14 protein-coding genes and 1 pseudogene are annotated in these 17,004 nt (G+C 67.8%); 3 read left to right on the top strand and 12 right to left on the bottom strand.

The genetic code is table 11. From position 1 onward, the window contains the following. Positions 1-146 precede the first annotated feature (146 nt). Positions 147-584 (bottom strand): CBS domain-containing protein, encoded by a 438-nt coding sequence (locus ACYJSS_RS30475; protein WP_021217056.1) that lies wholly within the window; start codon positions 582-584, stop codon positions 147-149. Between the two features lie 144 nt (positions 585-728). Here ACYJSS_RS30475 and ACYJSS_RS30470 point away from each other — a divergent pair, with 144 nt between their 5' ends. After that, positions 729-1,451 carry a hypothetical protein gene (locus ACYJSS_RS30470; RefSeq protein ID WP_236206596.1) on the top strand — a complete coding sequence of 241 codons (723 nt, stop codon included), beginning with the start codon at positions 729-731 and terminating at the stop codon, positions 1,449-1,451. 94 nt (positions 1,452-1,545) lie between these two features. On the opposite strand, the gene creC is transcribed toward ACYJSS_RS30470, so the two are convergent. The 4 genes from creC to ACYJSS_RS30450 form a co-directional block, all read right to left on the bottom strand. After that, positions 1,546-2,970 carry a two-component system sensor histidine kinase CreC gene (gene creC, locus ACYJSS_RS30465; protein WP_236206597.1) on the bottom strand — a complete coding sequence of 475 codons (1,425 nt, stop codon included), beginning with the start codon at positions 2,968-2,970 and terminating at the stop codon, positions 1,546-1,548. Positions 2,971-2,983: 13 nt separating this feature from the next. Further along, positions 2,984-3,679, bottom strand: coding sequence for a two-component system response regulator CreB (creB, locus tag ACYJSS_RS30460; protein ID WP_111259585.1), 696 nt, complete (start codon positions 3,677-3,679; stop codon positions 2,984-2,986). Between the two features lie 89 nt (positions 3,680-3,768). Beyond that, complete coding sequence (gene rloA2, locus ACYJSS_RS30455; protein ID WP_111259586.1) at positions 3,769-4,287, bottom strand: retropepsin-like aspartic peptidase RloA2; 519 nt, start codon at positions 4,285-4,287, stop codon at positions 3,769-3,771. A 61-nt stretch (positions 4,288-4,348) separates the two neighbouring features. Continuing rightward, positions 4,349-5,605, bottom strand: a complete 1,257-nt coding sequence (locus ACYJSS_RS30450; protein ID WP_111259587.1) for an HD-GYP domain-containing protein — start codon at positions 5,603-5,605, stop codon at positions 4,349-4,351. A 164-nt stretch (positions 5,606-5,769) separates the two neighbouring features. Here ACYJSS_RS30450 and ACYJSS_RS30445 point away from each other — a divergent pair, with 164 nt between their 5' ends. Together ACYJSS_RS30445 and betT are read left to right on the top strand one after the other, a co-directional pair. Then, positions 5,770-6,663: an acyltransferase gene (locus tag ACYJSS_RS30445; protein WP_111259588.1), complete on the top strand. Its 894-nt coding sequence runs from the start codon at positions 5,770-5,772 to the stop codon at positions 6,661-6,663. 304 nt (positions 6,664-6,967) lie between these two features. Next, complete coding sequence (betT, locus tag ACYJSS_RS30440; RefSeq protein ID WP_236206602.1) at positions 6,968-8,926, top strand: choline transporter BetT; 1,959 nt, start codon at positions 6,968-6,970, stop codon at positions 8,924-8,926. Positions 8,927-9,127: 201 nt separating this feature from the next. Here the strand turns inward: betT and fdhA are convergent, their stop codons facing one another. The 7 genes and pseudogenes from fdhA to glyA form a co-directional block, all read right to left on the bottom strand. Beyond that, a complete protein-coding gene (fdhA, locus tag ACYJSS_RS30435) occupies positions 9,128-10,327 on the bottom strand; it encodes a formaldehyde dehydrogenase, glutathione-independent (RefSeq protein ID WP_111259590.1) in 1,200 nt (399 codons plus the stop codon). A gap of 176 nt (positions 10,328-10,503) precedes the next feature. Beyond that, complete coding sequence (purU, locus tag ACYJSS_RS30430) at positions 10,504-11,361, bottom strand: formyltetrahydrofolate deformylase (RefSeq protein ID WP_111259591.1); 858 nt, start codon at positions 11,359-11,361, stop codon at positions 10,504-10,506. 109 nt (positions 11,362-11,470) lie between these two features. Then, entirely contained in the window at positions 11,471-12,112 is a 642-nt protein-coding gene (locus tag ACYJSS_RS30425) for a sarcosine oxidase subunit gamma (protein ID WP_236206598.1), read from the bottom strand. 57 nt (positions 12,113-12,169) lie between these two features. Then, on the bottom strand, positions 12,170-15,190 hold the full coding sequence (locus tag ACYJSS_RS30420) for a sarcosine oxidase subunit alpha (RefSeq protein ID WP_236206599.1): 3,021 nt from the start codon (positions 15,188-15,190) through the stop codon (positions 12,170-12,172). Beyond that, positions 15,187-15,513, bottom strand: coding sequence for a sarcosine oxidase subunit delta (locus ACYJSS_RS30415; protein ID WP_111259594.1), 327 nt, complete (start codon positions 15,511-15,513; stop codon positions 15,187-15,189). Before ACYJSS_RS30415 ends, ACYJSS_RS30420 begins: the two co-directional genes overlap by 4 nt. Before the next feature lie 11 nt (positions 15,514-15,524). Next, positions 15,525-16,775 carry a sarcosine oxidase subunit beta family protein gene (locus tag ACYJSS_RS30410; RefSeq protein ID WP_236206600.1) on the bottom strand — a complete coding sequence of 417 codons (1,251 nt, stop codon included), beginning with the start codon at positions 16,773-16,775 and terminating at the stop codon, positions 15,525-15,527. A 15-nt stretch (positions 16,776-16,790) separates the two neighbouring features. Beyond that, positions 16,791-17,004 (bottom strand): annotated as a pseudogene (gene glyA, locus ACYJSS_RS30405) (serine hydroxymethyltransferase); the annotation flags it as partial.

Genomic DNA, 17,004 nt, shown 5'->3' with positions numbered 1-17,004 from the left:
TGTAGAGCGAAGCGAAACCCATGCGGTGGCGGTGGCGCGAGCCCTTGGGCGCCCGGAAATGGCCGTGCTTGAGCCCTTGCATTAAAACCACAACAGCTAACGCAGACAGAGCCAATGAATTCGCTCCCGGCGCCCACATCAAACGATCAGCACGACCCGCGGATGTAGTCCTCCAGGTGGTGGATCAGGCTTTCCTGCTCGGCGGTGATGTCGCGTACCAGGTCGCGGATGGACAGCAGCCCGATCACCTTGCCGTCGTCCAGCACGGGCAGGTGGCGCAGGTTCTTCTCGGTCATCAGCTGCATGCAGAACTGGTTGCTGTCCTTCGGGCCGACCACGAAGAGGTTGGAGGTCATGATCTCCTGCACCTCGGTGCCGTAGGAGGAGCGGTCCTTGGCGGCCACGCGACGCACGTAGTCGCGCTCGGTGACGATGCCCACCAACTCGTCACGCTCCATCACCAGCACCGCGCCGATGCCCTTCTCGGCCATCAGCTCGGCCGCCTCCAGCACGGTGGTGGTGGGGTCGACCCGGTAGATGGTCGTGTGCGGCTTGCCCCGCAGTATTTCGGCGACGCTCTTCATTGGCTGCTCCCGGTTTTCTCGTTGTTATGTGCACCGCGTTCCATGCACGGCGACGGTTTGAGAATAGTCAATTGTGGGCACTCGCAAGACGCGGCAGAATCGCCGCCAGTCGGGCCTTCCGGCCCTTTGGAAAAGGAAATTCCCATGCTCCCCCGCAAGACCCTCTTTGCCCTCACCGCCCTCTCGCTGCTCATGCTCGGCGGTTGCTCCAGCAAGAGCTATGTCACGCCCAGCCATGGCGTTCCCCTGGCCGGCATCGATGACGCCGATATCGAAGAGCTGTTCAGCAAGAAACCTGCCAGCCCCTTCCCGGCGCAGTTGAGCATCGTCCGTGTCACGAGCACCTATCGGGACGGGTTCGAGGTGGTGCAAACCCGCGACATCGAGTCCGACGCCGATCTGGCGCGCATCGCCGAACAGCCGCTGATCAGCCAGACCGTGCCCCTGAGCCGCCTGCTGGTTCCCAGCGACATGAAGAGCCTGAAGGACCTGCGCCTGCCCGCCGCGCGCATGCGCTCGGACCTGCTGCTGGTCTACACCGTGGACACCACCTTCTATGTCGACAGCACCCCGCTGGGTCCGCTGACCGCCGTTTCGCTGGGCTTCCTGCCCAACCACCAGGCGCACGTCACCGCCACCGTCGCCGGCATCCTGGTGGATGTGCGCAGCGGCTACATCTACGGCTCCACCGAGGCCACCGCCCAGGAAGAACAGCGCTCCAGCACCTGGTCCACCGAGGATGCGGTGACCGAGTCGAAGAGCCGCGCCGAGAAGGCCGCGTTCGCCCGCTTCAGCGAAGGCTTCCCGGCGTTCTGGAAGGGCGTGACCGCGAAGTACGCCAGGAGCGTACCGGCCACGGCGGAGTGATTGCTCCGCACTGAGGTGGATCACGCGGAGCCGGGCCACCCGAGCGCCTGGAGAGCCAGGCAGGCGGATGCACCAGGATGGTGCCTGCGCGAAGTCAGGCCACCGGCAGGCGCAGGCGCACTTCCACACCGCCGTCGAGGTTGCAGACCTGCAGGCTGCCGCCGTGCAGCTGCGCCACTTCCTGGACGAAGTTGAGCCCCAGGCCGGTGCTCTTGCGGCCGCTGCCGGGGCGCGGCAGGGAATAGAAACGCTCGGTGAGGCGCGGCAGGGCGTAGTCGGGGATGGCCTCGCCCTGGTTGTACAGGCGCAGGTCCAGCTCATGGCCGTCGCGGCTCGCGGTGATGCGGATCAGGCCGCCCGCCGGGGTGAAGTCCAGGGCGTTGTCCAGCAGGTTGGCCAGCGCCTGGCGCAGCAGGAAGCGTTCGCCCGATGCCTCGAGACCGATGTTCACCGCATTCTCGATGCGGAGTCCGGCGGCCTCGATGCGCGCCGCCTGGGCCTGCAGCAGGTCTTCCACCAGGGGCGCCAGCGGCACCGGCACGCGCTCCTCCAGGCCCTGGCGCTGCTCGACCTGGGCCAGGTACAGCAGGCGTTCGATCAGTTGCTGCAGGCGTGCGCTCTCGCCGCTGATATTGGCCACGAAGCGCTGGCGCTGCGCCGGGGGCATCTCGCCCTCCAGCAGCTCGGCCGCGCCACGGATGGCGGCCAGGGGGCTCTTCAGTTCGTGGGTCAGGGTGTGCACGTAGCGCTCGACGTAGGCCTTGCCTTCCAGCTCGGTGCGCATGCGTTCGACGGCCCGGGCCAGTTGCGCCAGCTCGCCGCCGCGCAGGGTGGGCAGCTCGGCGCGCTGGCCTTCGCTGACGGCCTGGGCGTAGCGGGTGAGGCGGCGCAGGGAGCCGCTGAGCCACCAGGACAGCAGCCCGCCGATCAGCAGGCCGAGCCCGATGAGCCCGGCACCGAGCCAGGCCAGGCGCATCTGCGAGCGGTAGATGTAGGGCTGCAGCGAGCGGTTGGGCTTGGCCACCGAGACCACGCCTATGATCCGGCCGTTGTCGCGGATGGGGGCCGCCACGTACATCACCGAGGAGTCCGGGTCGCTGGGGTCCTCGCGGGTGGAGCGGGCGCCGTACTGCCCGCGCAGGGTCAGCAGCACGTCGTTCCAGCCGGAATAGTCCTGGCCCACGGCCAGGCCGCTGGAGTCCAGCAGCACCTTGCCGGTGCCGTCGGTGACGTAGATGCGGTGGTTCACCTCGGTCTTGCGCACGCCCCAGATCTCGGCACCGGGCTGGCGCTTGCCATAGGCCTTGAGCAGCTCGGGCAGGTTGCTCTGGCCCAGGGTGCCGTCGCGCACCGGGTCGCGGAGGATCTCGGCCAGCAGGTTGGCGGTGTCCACCAGGGTCTCTTCGGTGGACTGGCGAACGCCGGGGCGGATCTCGTCCATCACCGTGCTGAGCACGAAGTAGCCGGCCAGGCCGACGAAGAGGAAGTACACCAGGAAGATGCGGACGCCGAGCGGCATGGCGGGGCTCCGGTCAGGCGTTGGGGTCGTAGCTGTAGCCGAGGCCGCGATGGGTCTGGATCGGCTCGGCCTCGGCGTTCACCTGGCGCAGCTTGGCGCGCAGGCTCTTGATGTGGCTGTCGATGCTGCGCTCGTAGCCGGCATCGCTGGCCACGCCCACCGAATCGAGCAGCTGCTCGCGGCTGAACACCCGCTCGGGCTGCGCCAGGAGCGTCTGCAGCAGGCGGAACTCATGGCGGGTGAGGCTCAGCAGCTGGCCCAGGTAGTGGATGCGGAAACGCTCGACGTCGACCACGAAGGGCCCCTCGGCGGCAGCCGCCGCGACCATGGCGGGCGCGGCATCGCGCGGGGCAGTGCGCTTGAGGATGGCGCGCACCCGGGCGGCCACCTCACGCGGGCTGAAGGGCTTGACCACGTAGTCGTCGGCACCGATCTCCAGGCCGACCACGCGGTCGATCTCGGCGTCACGGGCGGTGAGGAAGATCACCGGCACCTCGGAAAAGCGCCGCAGGCGCTTGCAGGCTTCGAAGCCGCTGATGTCGGGCAGGCCGACATCGAGGATGACCAGGTCGAAGGGCTCGCGCGCCAGCAGTTCCAGGGCCTCGCCGGCCAGGCTCGACCAGGTGACGCCGAAACCGTCGGCCTGCAGGGCATAGACCAGGGTGTCGGCGATGGCCGCTTCGTCTTCGACAATCAGGATGTTGGGCATGGCGTCCGTGCAGGCGGGGAAATAGCCGGCACGGTGCCGCAGGCCTCGGGCGGCGTCAATCCCGCCGAGGCCCTTGGCTCAGCCGTGGCTCAGCACTGGGGCTTGCCGGCGGTGAACTTGCGCCCCGGGTAGATGGCGGCGCGGAACTCGCGCAGGGCCTTGGCGCCGATCAGCAGCGGGTAGTTGAAGCTGCTGCGGTCGGTGAGGTTGACCTCGACGGTGCGCTTGGTGTCGCCCAGGCACATTTCCATCTCGATCACCGGGCGCTTGGTCGGGTCGGCCTTCTCGCCCTCGTCGTCCTCGTCGTCTCCGGCTTCCTCGGAGCGCGTCTTGATCTTGCTGATGCGCGCCAGGCGGTGCTCGTAGAGGGTGTCGTCGGCGTCCTTGGTGGCCAGGCGGAAGCGCACCCAGTCCTCGCCGTCGCGCTGGAAGCGCTCGATGTCCTTGGCCGACAGCGAGGCGGTCAGGGCGCCGGTGTCCATCTTGGCCTTGAGGGTCTGGCCGATCTCCGGCAGGCGGATGTATTCGTAGCGGCCGTAGAGCTCGGGGTCCTCGGCGGCGAAGGCCGGCAGGGCGACCAGGGTCAGCAGGGCTAGGAAGCGTTTCAACGGGTGGTCCTCGGGATCAGGGTGCAGGGAGTAGGACTGGATGGCCGGCCATTGGTTCGCGTCACTTCGCCTTGGCGGGCGGCAGGCGTTCGCCGCCCCAGAGGGCGTCGAGGTTGCGGAAGCCCCAGTCCTCGGGGGCTTCGCGGCCGATGATGCGATCGCGCCCCTCGAGGGCCGCCAGGTCGATGGTCTCCTGGGGGATCGGCACCTTGGAGCGCGCGGAGAAGAACACCTTGACCCGGGGCAGCAGCAGGGAGCGGGCGTTCTGGTCGATCACCACGCCGAGGCGGCCGCTCTCCAGCCGCACCAGGGAGCCGGTGGGGTAGATGCCGACGGTCTTGACGAAGGCCTGGAAGACCTGGGGATCGAAGTGCCCCTTGGTCCACTCGGCCATCTTGTGCAGGGCCTCGGCCGGCGCCCAGCCCTTCTTGTAGGGGCGGTCGGAGGTGATGGCGTCGTACACGTCGCACACCGCGCCCATGCGCGCCAGCAGGCTGATCTGTTCGCCGCCGAGGCGATGGGGGTAGCCGCTGCCGTCGAACTTCTCGTGGTGATGCAGGCAGACGTCCAGCACCAGTGCGCTGACCTGGCGGCTGTCGATGAGCATGCGCGCACCGGCCTGGGGGTGGTGGCGCACCGTGGCGAACTCCGCGTCGGTGAGGGCGCCGGGCTTGTTCAGCAACTCCAGCGGCACGGCCATCTTGCCGATGTCGTGGAGCAGGCCGGCCAGTCCCGCTTCGCGCACCTGGGCCTCGCTGAGCTGCAGTTGGCGCGCCAGGGCGATCATCAGCGCGCAGACGGCGACCGAGTGCATGTAGGTGTATTCGTCGGAGCGCTTCAGCCGCGCCAGGCTGATCAGCGCATTGGGATGGCGCAGCACCGAGTGGGTGATGGACTCCACCAGTTCGGCGGCGTGGCCGAGCTCGATGGCATGGCCGAGGCGGGCGTCGCTGAACATCGCCATCACCGCCTCACGGGAGCGGGCGCAGAGCTGCACCGCGCGGGACAGTTCCTCTTCCATCGTCGCCGGGCTGACCACCACCGGCGGCGCCTTGGCGGCCTCCAGCAGGCGCGCCTGGGCTTCCTGCTGCACCTGCTCGGCGGTGCACCCGCCGCCGGCGGAGTCCGCGTCGCTGTCCAGGCCTCTGGACGTGTCTATCCACACCTCGGTGACGGCGCTGTCGAGGATGCGGGCGAGGTCCTTTTCGGATTTCAGCAGGAAGCTGCTCTTCCAGAAGGGGTGGTCCATCCATGAACCGCATAATTCCTGGACGTACATGCCCAGGCGCAGGTCGGACACAGCGATCTTCTTGAGCACGGTAACTACTCGATGGAAATACGCGAATGCGGCTCCATCATGCCTGATGGCCAGCTGCCAGGACAGCCACCCGAACGGGACTTTCGCACCCCGTCACGTCTTGGCAAGCGAAGCCCGCTGCGTATCATGGCAACGCCACCCACAGGCCAAGGAGCCGAGGACCTATGCGGGCGCTGCTGACCGGTATCACCACCATCCTGCTCATCCTGATCAACACCCTGGTGCTGATCGGCCCCATGCTGCTGATCGCCCTGCTGAAGCTCGTGCTGCCGGGCCAGGCGCTCAAGGACGCCTGCTCCCGCGCGGTGATGTGGATCGCCGAGACCTGGGCCGAGAACGACAAGCGCATCTTCGCCCTGCTCACCCCCACGGTCTGGGACATCCGGGGCGGCGGCGGCCTGCGCGGCGATACCTCCTACCTGGTGGTCTCCAACCACCAGTCCTGGGTGGACATCCCCGCGCTGGTGCAGGCCTTCAACCGCAAGACGCCCTACTTCAAGTTCTTCCTCAAGAAGGAGCTGATCTGGGTGCCCTTCATCGGCCTTGCCTTCTGGGCGCTGGACTACCCCTTCATGAAGCGCTACTCCAAGGCCTTCCTCGACAAGCACCCGGAGATGAAGGGCAAGGACCTGGAGATCACCAAGGCCGCCTGCGAGAAGTTCAAGCGCCTGCCGGTGACGGTGGTGAACTACCTCGAAGGCACGCGCTTCACCCCGGCCAAGCAGGCCCAGCAATCCTCGCCCTACCGCCACCTGCTCAAGCCCAAGGCCGGCGGCGTGGCCTTCGTGCTCGCCGCCCTGGGCGAGCAGCTCGACGCCATGCTCGACGTCACCCTGATCTACCCCGGCAAGCAGGTGCCCGGATTCTGGGCCCTGGTGTCCGGCCAGGTGCCGAAGGTCATCGTCGACATCCAGACCCGCGACATCGACCCCTCGCTGTGGCAGGGCGACTACGAGAACGACCCGCAATTCCGCCAGCACATCCAGGATTGGGTGACCCGCCTCTGGGCCGAGAAGGACGCGCGCATCGAACAGCTGCGCAGTGAACTGCAGGGCTGAGCCCGCCACCCGCGCCCTCCCTCAGCATTTTCCGACGAAACGGCACAGCCCCCTTGAGCACTGGCTCAGGGGGCTGCGATGCCCTGCGCGACGGGGTGTGGGAATTGGCCGAAAAGGCGCTCGCCGTGTTTATATTGAACGCTCGATCAATTTAAAAGGAACCTCGACGCCCTCTTCCGTTTCTCATCAGGCGCGTGCCTGAACCTGCGTCAAAGGAGCATTTCTTGTCGACCCCCTCCCCCTTCCGCCAAAGGGCCGCCCGACCATGAGCGTGCCCAATCCCCCCGGCAGCCTGCCGCTGCGCATGAACACGCCCGTCCTCTTGGGATCGGCGGGCTTCGTCCTGATCTTCGGCCTGGTGGTCGCGATCTTCACCGAGCAGGCCGGCGCCTGGTTGCTGCAGGCCCAGGCCTGGGCCGCCAACAGCGTGGGCTGGTACTACCTGCTGGCCATGACCCTGTACCTGGTGTTCGTGGTCGTCACCGCGCTGTCCGGCTACGGCAAGATCAAGCTCGGCGCCGACCACGACGAGCCGGAATTCAGCTACCTGTCCTGGGCCGGCATGCTGTTCGCCGCCGGCATCAGCATCACCCTGTTCTTCTTCTGCGTCTCCGAGCCGCTGACCCACCTGCTGCAACCGCCGCAGGGCGAGGCCGGGGGGCCCGAGGCCGCGCGCCAGGCGATGCAGCTGCTGTTCCTGCACTGGGGCCTGCACGGCTGGGGCGTGTTCGCCCTGGTGGCGATGGCCCTGGCCTATTTCGCCTACCGCCACAACCTGCCGCTGGCGCTGCGCTCGGCGCTCTACCCGCTGATCGGCAAGCGCATCAACGGCCCCATCGGCTACACGGTGGACGCCTTCGGCATCATCGCCACGGTGTTCGGCCTGGGGGCGGACATGGGCTTCGGCGTGCTGCACCTGAACGCCGGCCTCGACTACCTGTTCGGCATCCCCCACAACCAGTGGGTGCAGGTGCTGCTGATCGCCCTGATGATGGGCGCGGCGGTGCTGGTGGCGGTGAGCGGCGTCGAGAAGGGCGTGCGGGTGATGTCCGACGTCAACATGCTGCTGGCCTGCTCGCTGTTGCTGTTCGTGCTCTTCGCCGGGCCCACCCAGCACCTGCTGAACATGCTGGTGCAGAACGTCGGCGACTACCTCAGCGCCGTGCCGGCCAAGAGCTTCGACCTCTACGCGTGGAACAGCCCCTCCGGCTGGCTGGGCGACTGGACGGTGTTCTACTGGGCCTGGTGGATCGCCTGGGCGCCCTTCGTGGGGCTGTTCATCGCGCGCATCTCGCGCGGGCGCACCATCCGCGAGTTCGTCTTCGGCGTGCTGTTCATCCCCCTCGGCTTCACCCTGGCGTGGATGTCGATCTTCGGCAACAGCGCCCTGGAGCTGGTGCTCGACCACGGCATGACCGAGCTCGCCGTCGGTGCCATCGAAGACCCGTCGATGGTGATCTACAAGCTGCTGGAGACCTACCCCTGGAGCCGCACGGTGATCGCCGTGACGGTGTTCGTCAGCTTCGTGTTCTTCGTCACCTCCGCCGACTCCGGCACCGTGGTGCTCTCGACCCTCTCCGCACGCGGCGGCGAGGAAGGCGAGGACGGGCCCAAGTGGCTGCGGGTGTTCTGGGGTGCGATGACTGCCCTGATCACCAGCGGGCTGCTGTTCGCCGGCAGCATCGACGCCCTGAAGTCGGCGGTGGTGCTGACCTCCCTGCCCTTCTCGCTGATCCTGCTGCTGATGATGTGGGGCCTGCACAAGGCCTTCTACCTGGAATCCCAGCGCCAGCGCGCGCGCCTGCATTCCCTGGCGCCGCTGGACCAGCGTCCGCGCAAGGGCGGCTGGCGCCAGCGCCTCAGCCAGGTCGTGCACTTCCCCTCGCGGGACGAGGTGTACCGTTTCATGGAACAGCAGGTGCGCCCGGCCATGGAGGCGGTCGCCGAGCAGTTCCGCGAGAAGTCGCTGCGGGTGGAGACCGAGCTGGACCCGGCCAACGCCAGCCTCAGCCTGGAAGTCGGTCATGGGGAGGAAACGCCCTTCCTCTACCGGGTGGTGATGCGTGGCTACTTCACGCCCTCCTTCGCCGTCGCCGGGCTGGACGCGCGCAACCTGCGCAATCGCCGCTACTACCGTGCCGAGGTGCACCTGGCCGAAGGCAGCCAGGACTACGACCTGGTGGGCTACAGCCGCGAGCAGATCATCAACGACATGCTCGACCAGTACGAACGGCACCTGCAGTTCCTGCACCTGGTGCGTTAGCTAGGGAGCCCGGGCTACGAAGCAGTCCGTAGGATGGGTAGAGCCCTGCGAAACCCATCCTACGTCCTACAGCAAGCTCCGGGCCGTAGCAGGTCGGGTGAAACCCGACATGCCTTCCCCCATAAAAAAGAGGAGCCCAAGGGCTCCTCGAAAACAGGTACCGCAACGTAGCAGACGCGGTACCGGGGGTTTGCGGGTGGGTCAGGCGGCGCTGAACAGCTTGTGCGGGTCGATGACGAATTTCTTCGGCACGCCGGCGTCGAACTCGCCGTAGCCACGGGGCGCATCGTCCAGGCCGATCACCTGCACGCCGACCACTTCGGCGATGTTGATGCGGTCCCACATGATCGCCTGCATGAGTTGGCGGTTGTACTTCATCACCGGGGTCTGGCCGGTGTGGAAGCTGTGCGACTTGGCCCAGCCGAGGCCGAAGCGGATGCTCAGGCTGCCCAGCTTGGCGGCGGCGTCCACGGCGCCCGGGTCCTCGGTGACGTAGAGGCCGGGGATGCCGATCTTGCCGGCGACCCGCACCACCCCCATCAGCGAGTTGAGCACCGTGGCCGGCGCCTCGTGCTGGGCGCCGGCATGGCCGTGGCCTCGCGCTTCGAAGCCCACGGCGTCCACCGCGCAATCCACCTCCGGCTCGCCCAGCAGGGCGGCGATCTGCTCGTGCAGCGGGGTGTCCTTGGACAGGTCGGCGATCTCGAAGCCCTGGGCCTTGGCGTGGGCCAGGCGTACCGGGTTGACGTCGCCGACGATGACCACCGCAGCCCCCAGCAGGCGCGCGGACGCGGCAGCGGCGAGGCCGACCGGGCCGGCACCGGCGACGTAGACGGTGGAGCCCGGGCCGACGCCGGCGGTGACCGCGCCGTGGTAGCCGGTGGGCAGGATGTCGGAGAGGCAGGTCAGGTCGCGGATCTTCTCCATGGCCTTGTCGCGATCCGGCAGCTTCAGCAGGTTGAAGTCGGCATAGGGCACCAGCACGTACTCGGCCTGGCCGCCGGTCCAGTCGCCCATGTCGACATAGCCGTAGGCGCCACCGGCGCGGGCCGGGTTGACGGTGAGGCAGACGCCGGTGTGCTGCTCCTTGCAGGAACGGCAGCGGCCGCAGGCGACGTTGAAGGGCACGGACACCAGGTCGCCGATCTTCAGGTTCTCGACATCGCTGCCCTTCTCGATCACCTCGCCGGTGATCTCGTGGCCGAGCACCAGGCCGACCTGGGCGGTGGTACGGCCACGCACCATGTGCTGGTCCGAGCCGCAGATATTGGTGGATACCACGCGCAGGATGACCCCGTGCTCGATCTTGCGACCGCGCGGGTCCTGCATCTTGGGATAGTCGATCTTCTGTACCTCGACCTTGCCTGCGCCGAGATAGACGACACCACGATTACCAGACATGCATGAATCTCCTTTGTTGTTGTGGATACAAAGGCGCGACCTGGGCCACGCGGCCTTGTACTGGAGCTTGTGTCTGTTGCCGGAGCCGCCGATGGACCTTGGCAGGGCGGCTGCCGAAAGCTGTAGCCCGGACTTCGGTCCGGGGTCGGGCACGCTCCCGGGCTGCGTCTGTTGGTTCAGAGCACCACGGTGCGGTTGGCGTTGAGGAACACCCGGCGCTCGATGTGCAGGCCCACGGCCCTGGCCAGGGTCAGGCACTCGATATCACGGCCCTTGGCGATCAGGTCCTCGGGGTAGTGGGCGTGGTCCACCGGCTCCACGCCCTGGGCGATGATCGGGCCTTCGTCGAGGTCGTTGTTGATGTAGTGGGCCGTGGCCCCCACCAGCTTGACGCCCTTCTGGTACGCCTGGTGGTACGGCTTGGCGCCCTTGAAGCCGGGCAGCAGCGAGTGGTGGATGTTGATCGCCCAGCCGTCCAGGCGCCGGCACAGCTCGGGGGACAGCACCTGCATGTAGCGGGCGAGCACCACCAGTTCGGCGCCGGTCTCCTCGATCACCTGCAGGACGCGCCGCTCCTGGGCGGGCTTGTCGTTGGGGTCGAGGGGGAAGTGGTGGTAGGGGATGCCGTGCCAGCGCGCCAGGGGCTCCAGATCGGGGTGGTTGGACACCACCGCCACCACGTCCATGGCCAGTTGGCCGATGCGCTGGCGGTAGAGCAGGTCGTTCAGGCAGTGGTCGGCCTTGCTCACCATCAGCACCACCTTGGCGCGGTAGCTCGGCGGGGTCAGCTCGACCTGCATGTCGAAAGGCGCCACGCGCTCGGCCAGGGCGGCGCGGAAGGCCTGCTCCTCGAAGCCGTCGGGCTGGCGGAACTCGATGCGGATGAAGAAGCGCGCGGAGAGCCGGTCATCGAAGGAATGGTGCTCGGTGACGTAGCAGCGCTGCTCGTAGAGCAGGCGCGTCACCGCGTCCACGGTGCCCAGCACGCTGGGGCAGTGGGCGGTGAGGATCCAGGTATCGGGGGTGCGGCTCATATCGGGACCTCGGTAATCCACGCTATCCGGGGGCGTAGGGTGGATGACGCTTCACCCATCCACCTTCGCTGTCCTGCGGTGGACGAGAAAGGCATCGTCCACCCAACCTTCAGGCCTTGATCGCCAGCCCGTACTCGGCACTGGCGTCCTGCAGCCAGAGCCAGAAGTAGTCGGAGAAGCTGCGGCGGATCAGCAGCTCCCAGGTCTCCTCGCCGGTGTGGCGGATCACCAGCTGCGACTTGGCGAAGGTGGTGCCCACCGCCTTGCCCACCGGGAAGTTGCTCGGGTGCACGTCGTAGGGCGTGGACTTCATCAGCACCTCGCGCACCCTGGGCCCGCTCAGCTCCAGCACGGTCTGCCCGCCGCTGACGTTGACCACCGCGTGGTGCAGCCCCGACAGGGCCTCGCGCAGGCGCTGCTCGGCGGCGAACTCCTCGCCACGTGGGAGGATCAGCAGCCACTCGTCCGGCGACAGCCATTGCAGGGAGGTCTCGCCGCTGGCCACCAGGGTCAGCGCCACCGGCAGCTCCAGGCCCAGGGCCTTGTGCACGCCACCGGCGAAGGCCGGGTCACGAGCGTCGCCACGCAGCACCAGGTGCCCGAGCAGCTTCTTCTCGCGCAGGGTGACGCCGGCAGCGCCGGACTTGCCCAGGGCGCCCTTGCCGGCCAGCTCGTCGAGCCCGGCATGGAACAGCGGCGACTCGCCGGCCAGTTCGTCCGGACGCTGCTTGTACACGTTCACTGCGCTCATTTCTCACCTGCCTGGTGCACGAGGGCACCGTCGAATTCCATGGTCTCGGCCCGTTGCTCACACATTCTGGCGCTCCCCTTTCGGGTCGTAGAACACCGAGCTGACGATCTCCGCCTCGATCACGCTGCCGTCCGCCAGCGGGGCGAAGACCTTCTCGCCCATGCGCTTGAGGCCGCCCCGCACCACCGCGAGGGCGAAGGAATGGCCCATCGCCGCGCTCATGTAGCTGGAGGTGACGTGGCCGACCATGGTCATGGGGATCGACTGCTTCGGGTCGAACACCAGCTGCGAGCCTTCCGGCAGCACCTTGTTCGGGTCCAGGGGCTTGAGGCCCACCAGCTGCTTGCGGTCTTCGCGCAGGCAGTCCTCGCGGTTCATGCCGCGCCAGCCGATCCAGGAGAAGGGCTTGTTGCGACCGACCGCCCAGCCCATGTCGAGGTCATCCGGCGTGACGGAGCCATCGGTGTCCTGGCCGACGATGATGAAGCCCTTCTCGGCCCGCAGCACGTGCATGGTCTCGGTGCCGTAGGGGGTGAGGTTGTACTTCTTGCCGGCCTCGATGAGTTTTTCCCAGACACCAGCGGCGTAGTCGGCCTGCACGTTGACCTCGTAGGACAGCTCGCCGGTGAAGGAGATGCGGAACACCCGCGCCGGCACGCCGCCGACCAGGCCTTCCTTCCAGCTCATGAAGGGGAAGGCGTCCTTGTCCAGGTCGATGTCGGTGACCTCGGCCAGCAGCTTGCGGCTGTTGGGGCCGGACAGGGTCATGGTGGCCCAGTGGTCGGTGACCGAGGTGAAGTACACCTTGAGCTCCGGCCATTCGGTCTGGTGGTAGATCTCCAGCCATTCGAAGATGCGCGCGGCACCGCCGGTGGTGGTGGTCATAAGGAAGTGGTTGTCGGCGAGGCAGGCGGTCACGCCGTCGTCCATCACCATGCCGTCTTCCTTGCACATCAGGCCGTAGCGGGCCTTGCCCACGTCCAGCTTGGTCCAGGCGTTGGTGTAGACGCGGTTGAGGAACTCGCGGGCGTCCGGGCCCTGGATGTCGATCTTGCCCAGGGTGGACGCGTCGAGGATGCCCACGCTCTCGCGCACGGCCTTGCACTCACGGGCCACGGCGGCGTGCAGGTCCTCGCCGTTCCTGGGGAAGTACCAGGGGCGCTTCCACTGGCCGACGTCCTCGAACTCGGCGCCATTGGCCAGGTGCCAGCGCTGCATGGCGGTGTAGCGCTTGGGCTCGAACAGGTGCCCGCAGTGGCGGCCGGCGACGGCGCCGAAGGCCACGGGGGTGTAGTTCGGGCGGAACATGGTGGTGCCCATTTCCGGGATGCTGATGCCCAGCGAACGGGCGGCGATGGCCAGGCCGTTGATGTTGCCCAGCTTGCCCTGGTCGGTGCCGAAGCCCAGCGCGGTGTAGCGCTTGACGTGCTCGACCGACTCGAAGCCCTCGCGGGTGGCCAGCTCGATGCCGGCGGAGGTGACGTCGTTCTGCAGGTCGACGAACTGCTTCGGCGCACGGGCGGTGGGCTTGTCGTGGGGCACCTGGAACAGCGCGAGGGTGGCCTCCTCGTGGCGCTTCTCGGCCTTCGGCAGGGTGCCGGTCACGTCCTTGAAGCCGGCCTCGGCGGCCGCCTTGGCGCCCGCCTCGAAGCCGTCGGCCAGGGTGTCGCCCAGGGCGAACACGCCGTTCACGGCACCGGCACAGATGCGCTTCTGGAAGCCGCCCTCGCCCGGCACGAAGGCCAGGATGTCCTCGCGCCAGGTCGGCTTGCCGCCCAGGTGGGAGGCCAGGTGCACCACGGGGCTGTAGCCACCGGAGCTGGCGATCAGGTCGCAGTCGACCACCTCGCCGGGGCTGGTGACCTTGTGCGCCTTGACGTCGATGGCGCAGATGCGGGCACCGGTCACGCGCTTGCTGCCACGGGCCTCGATCACGGCGCTGCCGGTGAGGATGCGCACGCCACGGGCGCGGGCCTCTTCGACCCAGGCGCCGCGGGGGTTGCTGCGGGCGTCGGCCACGGCGACCACTTTCTGCCCGGCATCGAGCCAGTCCAGCACCAGGCGGTAGGCGTAGTCGTTGTTGGTGGACAGCACCAGCTCCTTGCCCGGCGCCACGCCGTAGCGGCGCACGTAGGTGGAGACGGCGCCGGCGAGCATGTTGCCCGGCACGTCGTTGTTCGAATACACCAGCGGGCGCTCGTGGGCGCCGGCGGCCAGCACCACGCGCCTGGCACGGACGCGGTGCACGCGATGGCGCGCCTGGCCCATGGGCGCGGTCTCGCCGAGGTGATCGGTGAGGCGCTGGTGGATGGTGAGGAAGTTGTGGTCGTGGTAGCCGTTGACCGTGGCGCGCGGCAGCAGGGTCACTTCCGGCAGCTTCTCGAGCTCGGCGATGGCCTGGGCCACCCACTCGGCGGCGGGCTTGCCGTCGAGGGTCTCGCGGGTGTCGAGCAGGCTGCCGCCGAATTCTTCCTGTTCGTCGGCGAGGATCACCCGCGCACCACTGCGGCCGGCGGCCAGGGCCGCGGCCAGGCCGGCAGGGCCGGCACCCACCACCAGCACGTCGCAGTGGCGGTTCATGTGGTCGTAGATGTCGGGGTCGTTCTCGGTCGGCGCGCGACCGAGGCCGGCGGCCTTGCGGATGTACTTCTCGTAGGTCAGCCAGAGGTTCTGCGGGTACATGAAGGTCTTGTAGTAGAACCCGGGCGGCATCATCTGCCCGCCGACCTTGCCGAGGATGCCCATCAGGTCGGTGTTGACGCTCGGCCAGCCATTGGTGCTGCCGGCCACCAGCCCGGCGTAGAGCGCCTGCTGGGTGGCGCGCACGTTGGGCACCTGGGTGGCGGGCGTGGAGCCGATCTGCAGGATGGCGTTGGGCTCTTCGGCACCGGCGGCGACGATGCCGCGCGGGCGGGAGTACTTGAAGCTGCGGCCGACGATGTCGACGCCGTTGGCCAGCAACGCGGCGGCCAGGCTGTCGCCGGCGTAGCCCTGGTAGCTCTGCCCGTTGAAGGTGAAGGTCAGGGGCTGGCTGCGGTCGATGCGGCCACCCTTGGAAAGACGGTTGGGCTGGCTCATGCCGTTACTCCTTGGTCCACGGCTTTCTTCTCCTGGGTCCCGGCTTCGGTGATGGCGGGGCGCTCACCGACCTTGTAGGTCTCGAGGATTTCGTAGGTCACGGTGTGGCGGGTGACGTTGAAGTACTTGCGGCAGCCGGCCGCGTGCACCCACAGCTCGTGGTGGATGCCGCGCGGGTTGTCGCGGAAGAAGATGTAGTCGCCCCACTGCTCGTCGGTGCAGGCGTTGGGGTCCAGCGGGCGCGGGATGTGCGCCTGGCCCTTGGCATGGAATTCCTCTTCGGAGCGCAGCTCGCCACAGTGGGGGCAGAAGATGTGCAGCATGGCGGGTCTCCTTAGTGAGCCACGGCAGCGGCGCCGTGCTCGTCGATCAGTGCGCCGTTGTGGAAACGTTCGATGGAGAAGGGCTTGGCCAGCGGGTGCATCTCGCCCTTGGCCAGGCTCGCCGCGAACACGTGGCCGGAACCGGGGGTGGCCTTGAAGCCGCCGGTGCCCCAGCCGCAGTTGAAGAACAGGTTCTGCACCGGCGTCTTGGCGATGATCGGGCAGGCGTCGGGGGTGGTGTCGACGATGCCGCCCCACTGGCGGTTCATGCGCACGCGCGAGAGCACCGGGAACATCTCGACGATGGCCTGCAGGGTGTGCTCGATGGTGGGGTAGGAGCCGCGCTGGCCGTAACCGTTGTAGCCGTCGATGCCGGCGCCGATGACCAGGTCGCCCTTGTCGGACTGGCTGATGTAGCCGTGCACGGCGTTGGACATGATCACGCTGTGGATGACCGGCTTGATCGGCTCGGACACCAGCGCCTGCAGCGGGTGGGATTCCAGCGGCAGGCGGAAGCCGGCGAGCCTGGCCATGTGCCCGGAGTTGCCGGCGGTGACCACGCCGACGCGCTTGGCGCCGATGAAGCCGCGGTTGGTCTCGACGCCGATCACCACGCCATCCTGTTTGCGGAAGCCGATGACCTCGGTGTTCTGCAGCAGGTCGACGCCCAGGGCGTCGGCGGCACGGGCATAGCCCCAGGCCACGGCGTCATGGCGGGCCACGCCGCCACGGCGCTGCACGGTGGAGCCCAGGACCGGGTAGCGGGTGTTCTTGCTGCAGTCGAGGTAGGGGATCTCCTCGGCCACCTGCCTGGCGTCCAGCAGCTCGCCGTCGATGCCGTTGAGGCGGTTGGCGCTCACGCGGCGCTCGGAGTCGCGCAGGTCCTGCAGGGTGTGGCAGAGGTTGTAGACGCCGCGTGCGGAGTACATGACGTTGTAGTTGAGGTCCTGGGAGAGGTTCTCCCAGAGCTTCATCGCATGCTCGTAGAGGTGCGCCGACTCGTCCCACAGGTAGTTGGAGCGGACGATGGTGGTGTTGCGCGCAGTGTTGCCCCCCCCCAGCCAGCCCTTCTCGACCACGGCGACGTTCTTCACGCCGAATTCCTTGGCCAGGTAGTAGGCCGTGGCCAGGCCATGGCCGCCGCCGCCGACCACGATCACGTCATAGACCGGCTTGGGCGTGGGGTTGCGCCACATGCGCTGCCAGTTCTCGTGGTGGCTGAGGGAGTGCTTGAACAGGCCGAAGCCGGAATAACGTTGCATGCGCGTGCTCCTGGATCAGCGGTACACGGGGAAATCGGCGCAGAGGGCCGCGACCTGTTTGGCCACCTGGGCCTCGACATCGGCGTCACCGAGGTGGTCGAGGATGTCGCAGATCCAGCCGGCCAGCGCGATGCTCTGCGGCTCCTTGAAGCCACGGGTGGTGATGGCCGGGGTGCCGATGCGCACGCCGGAGGTGACGAAGGGCGATTGCGGGTCGTTGGGCACGGCA

The sequence above is a fragment of the Pseudomonas sp. No.21 genome (assembly GCF_054558415.1).
The sequence above is the reverse complement of the archived record's forward strand: the minus strand, read 5'-3'. Positions and strand labels throughout refer to the sequence as shown.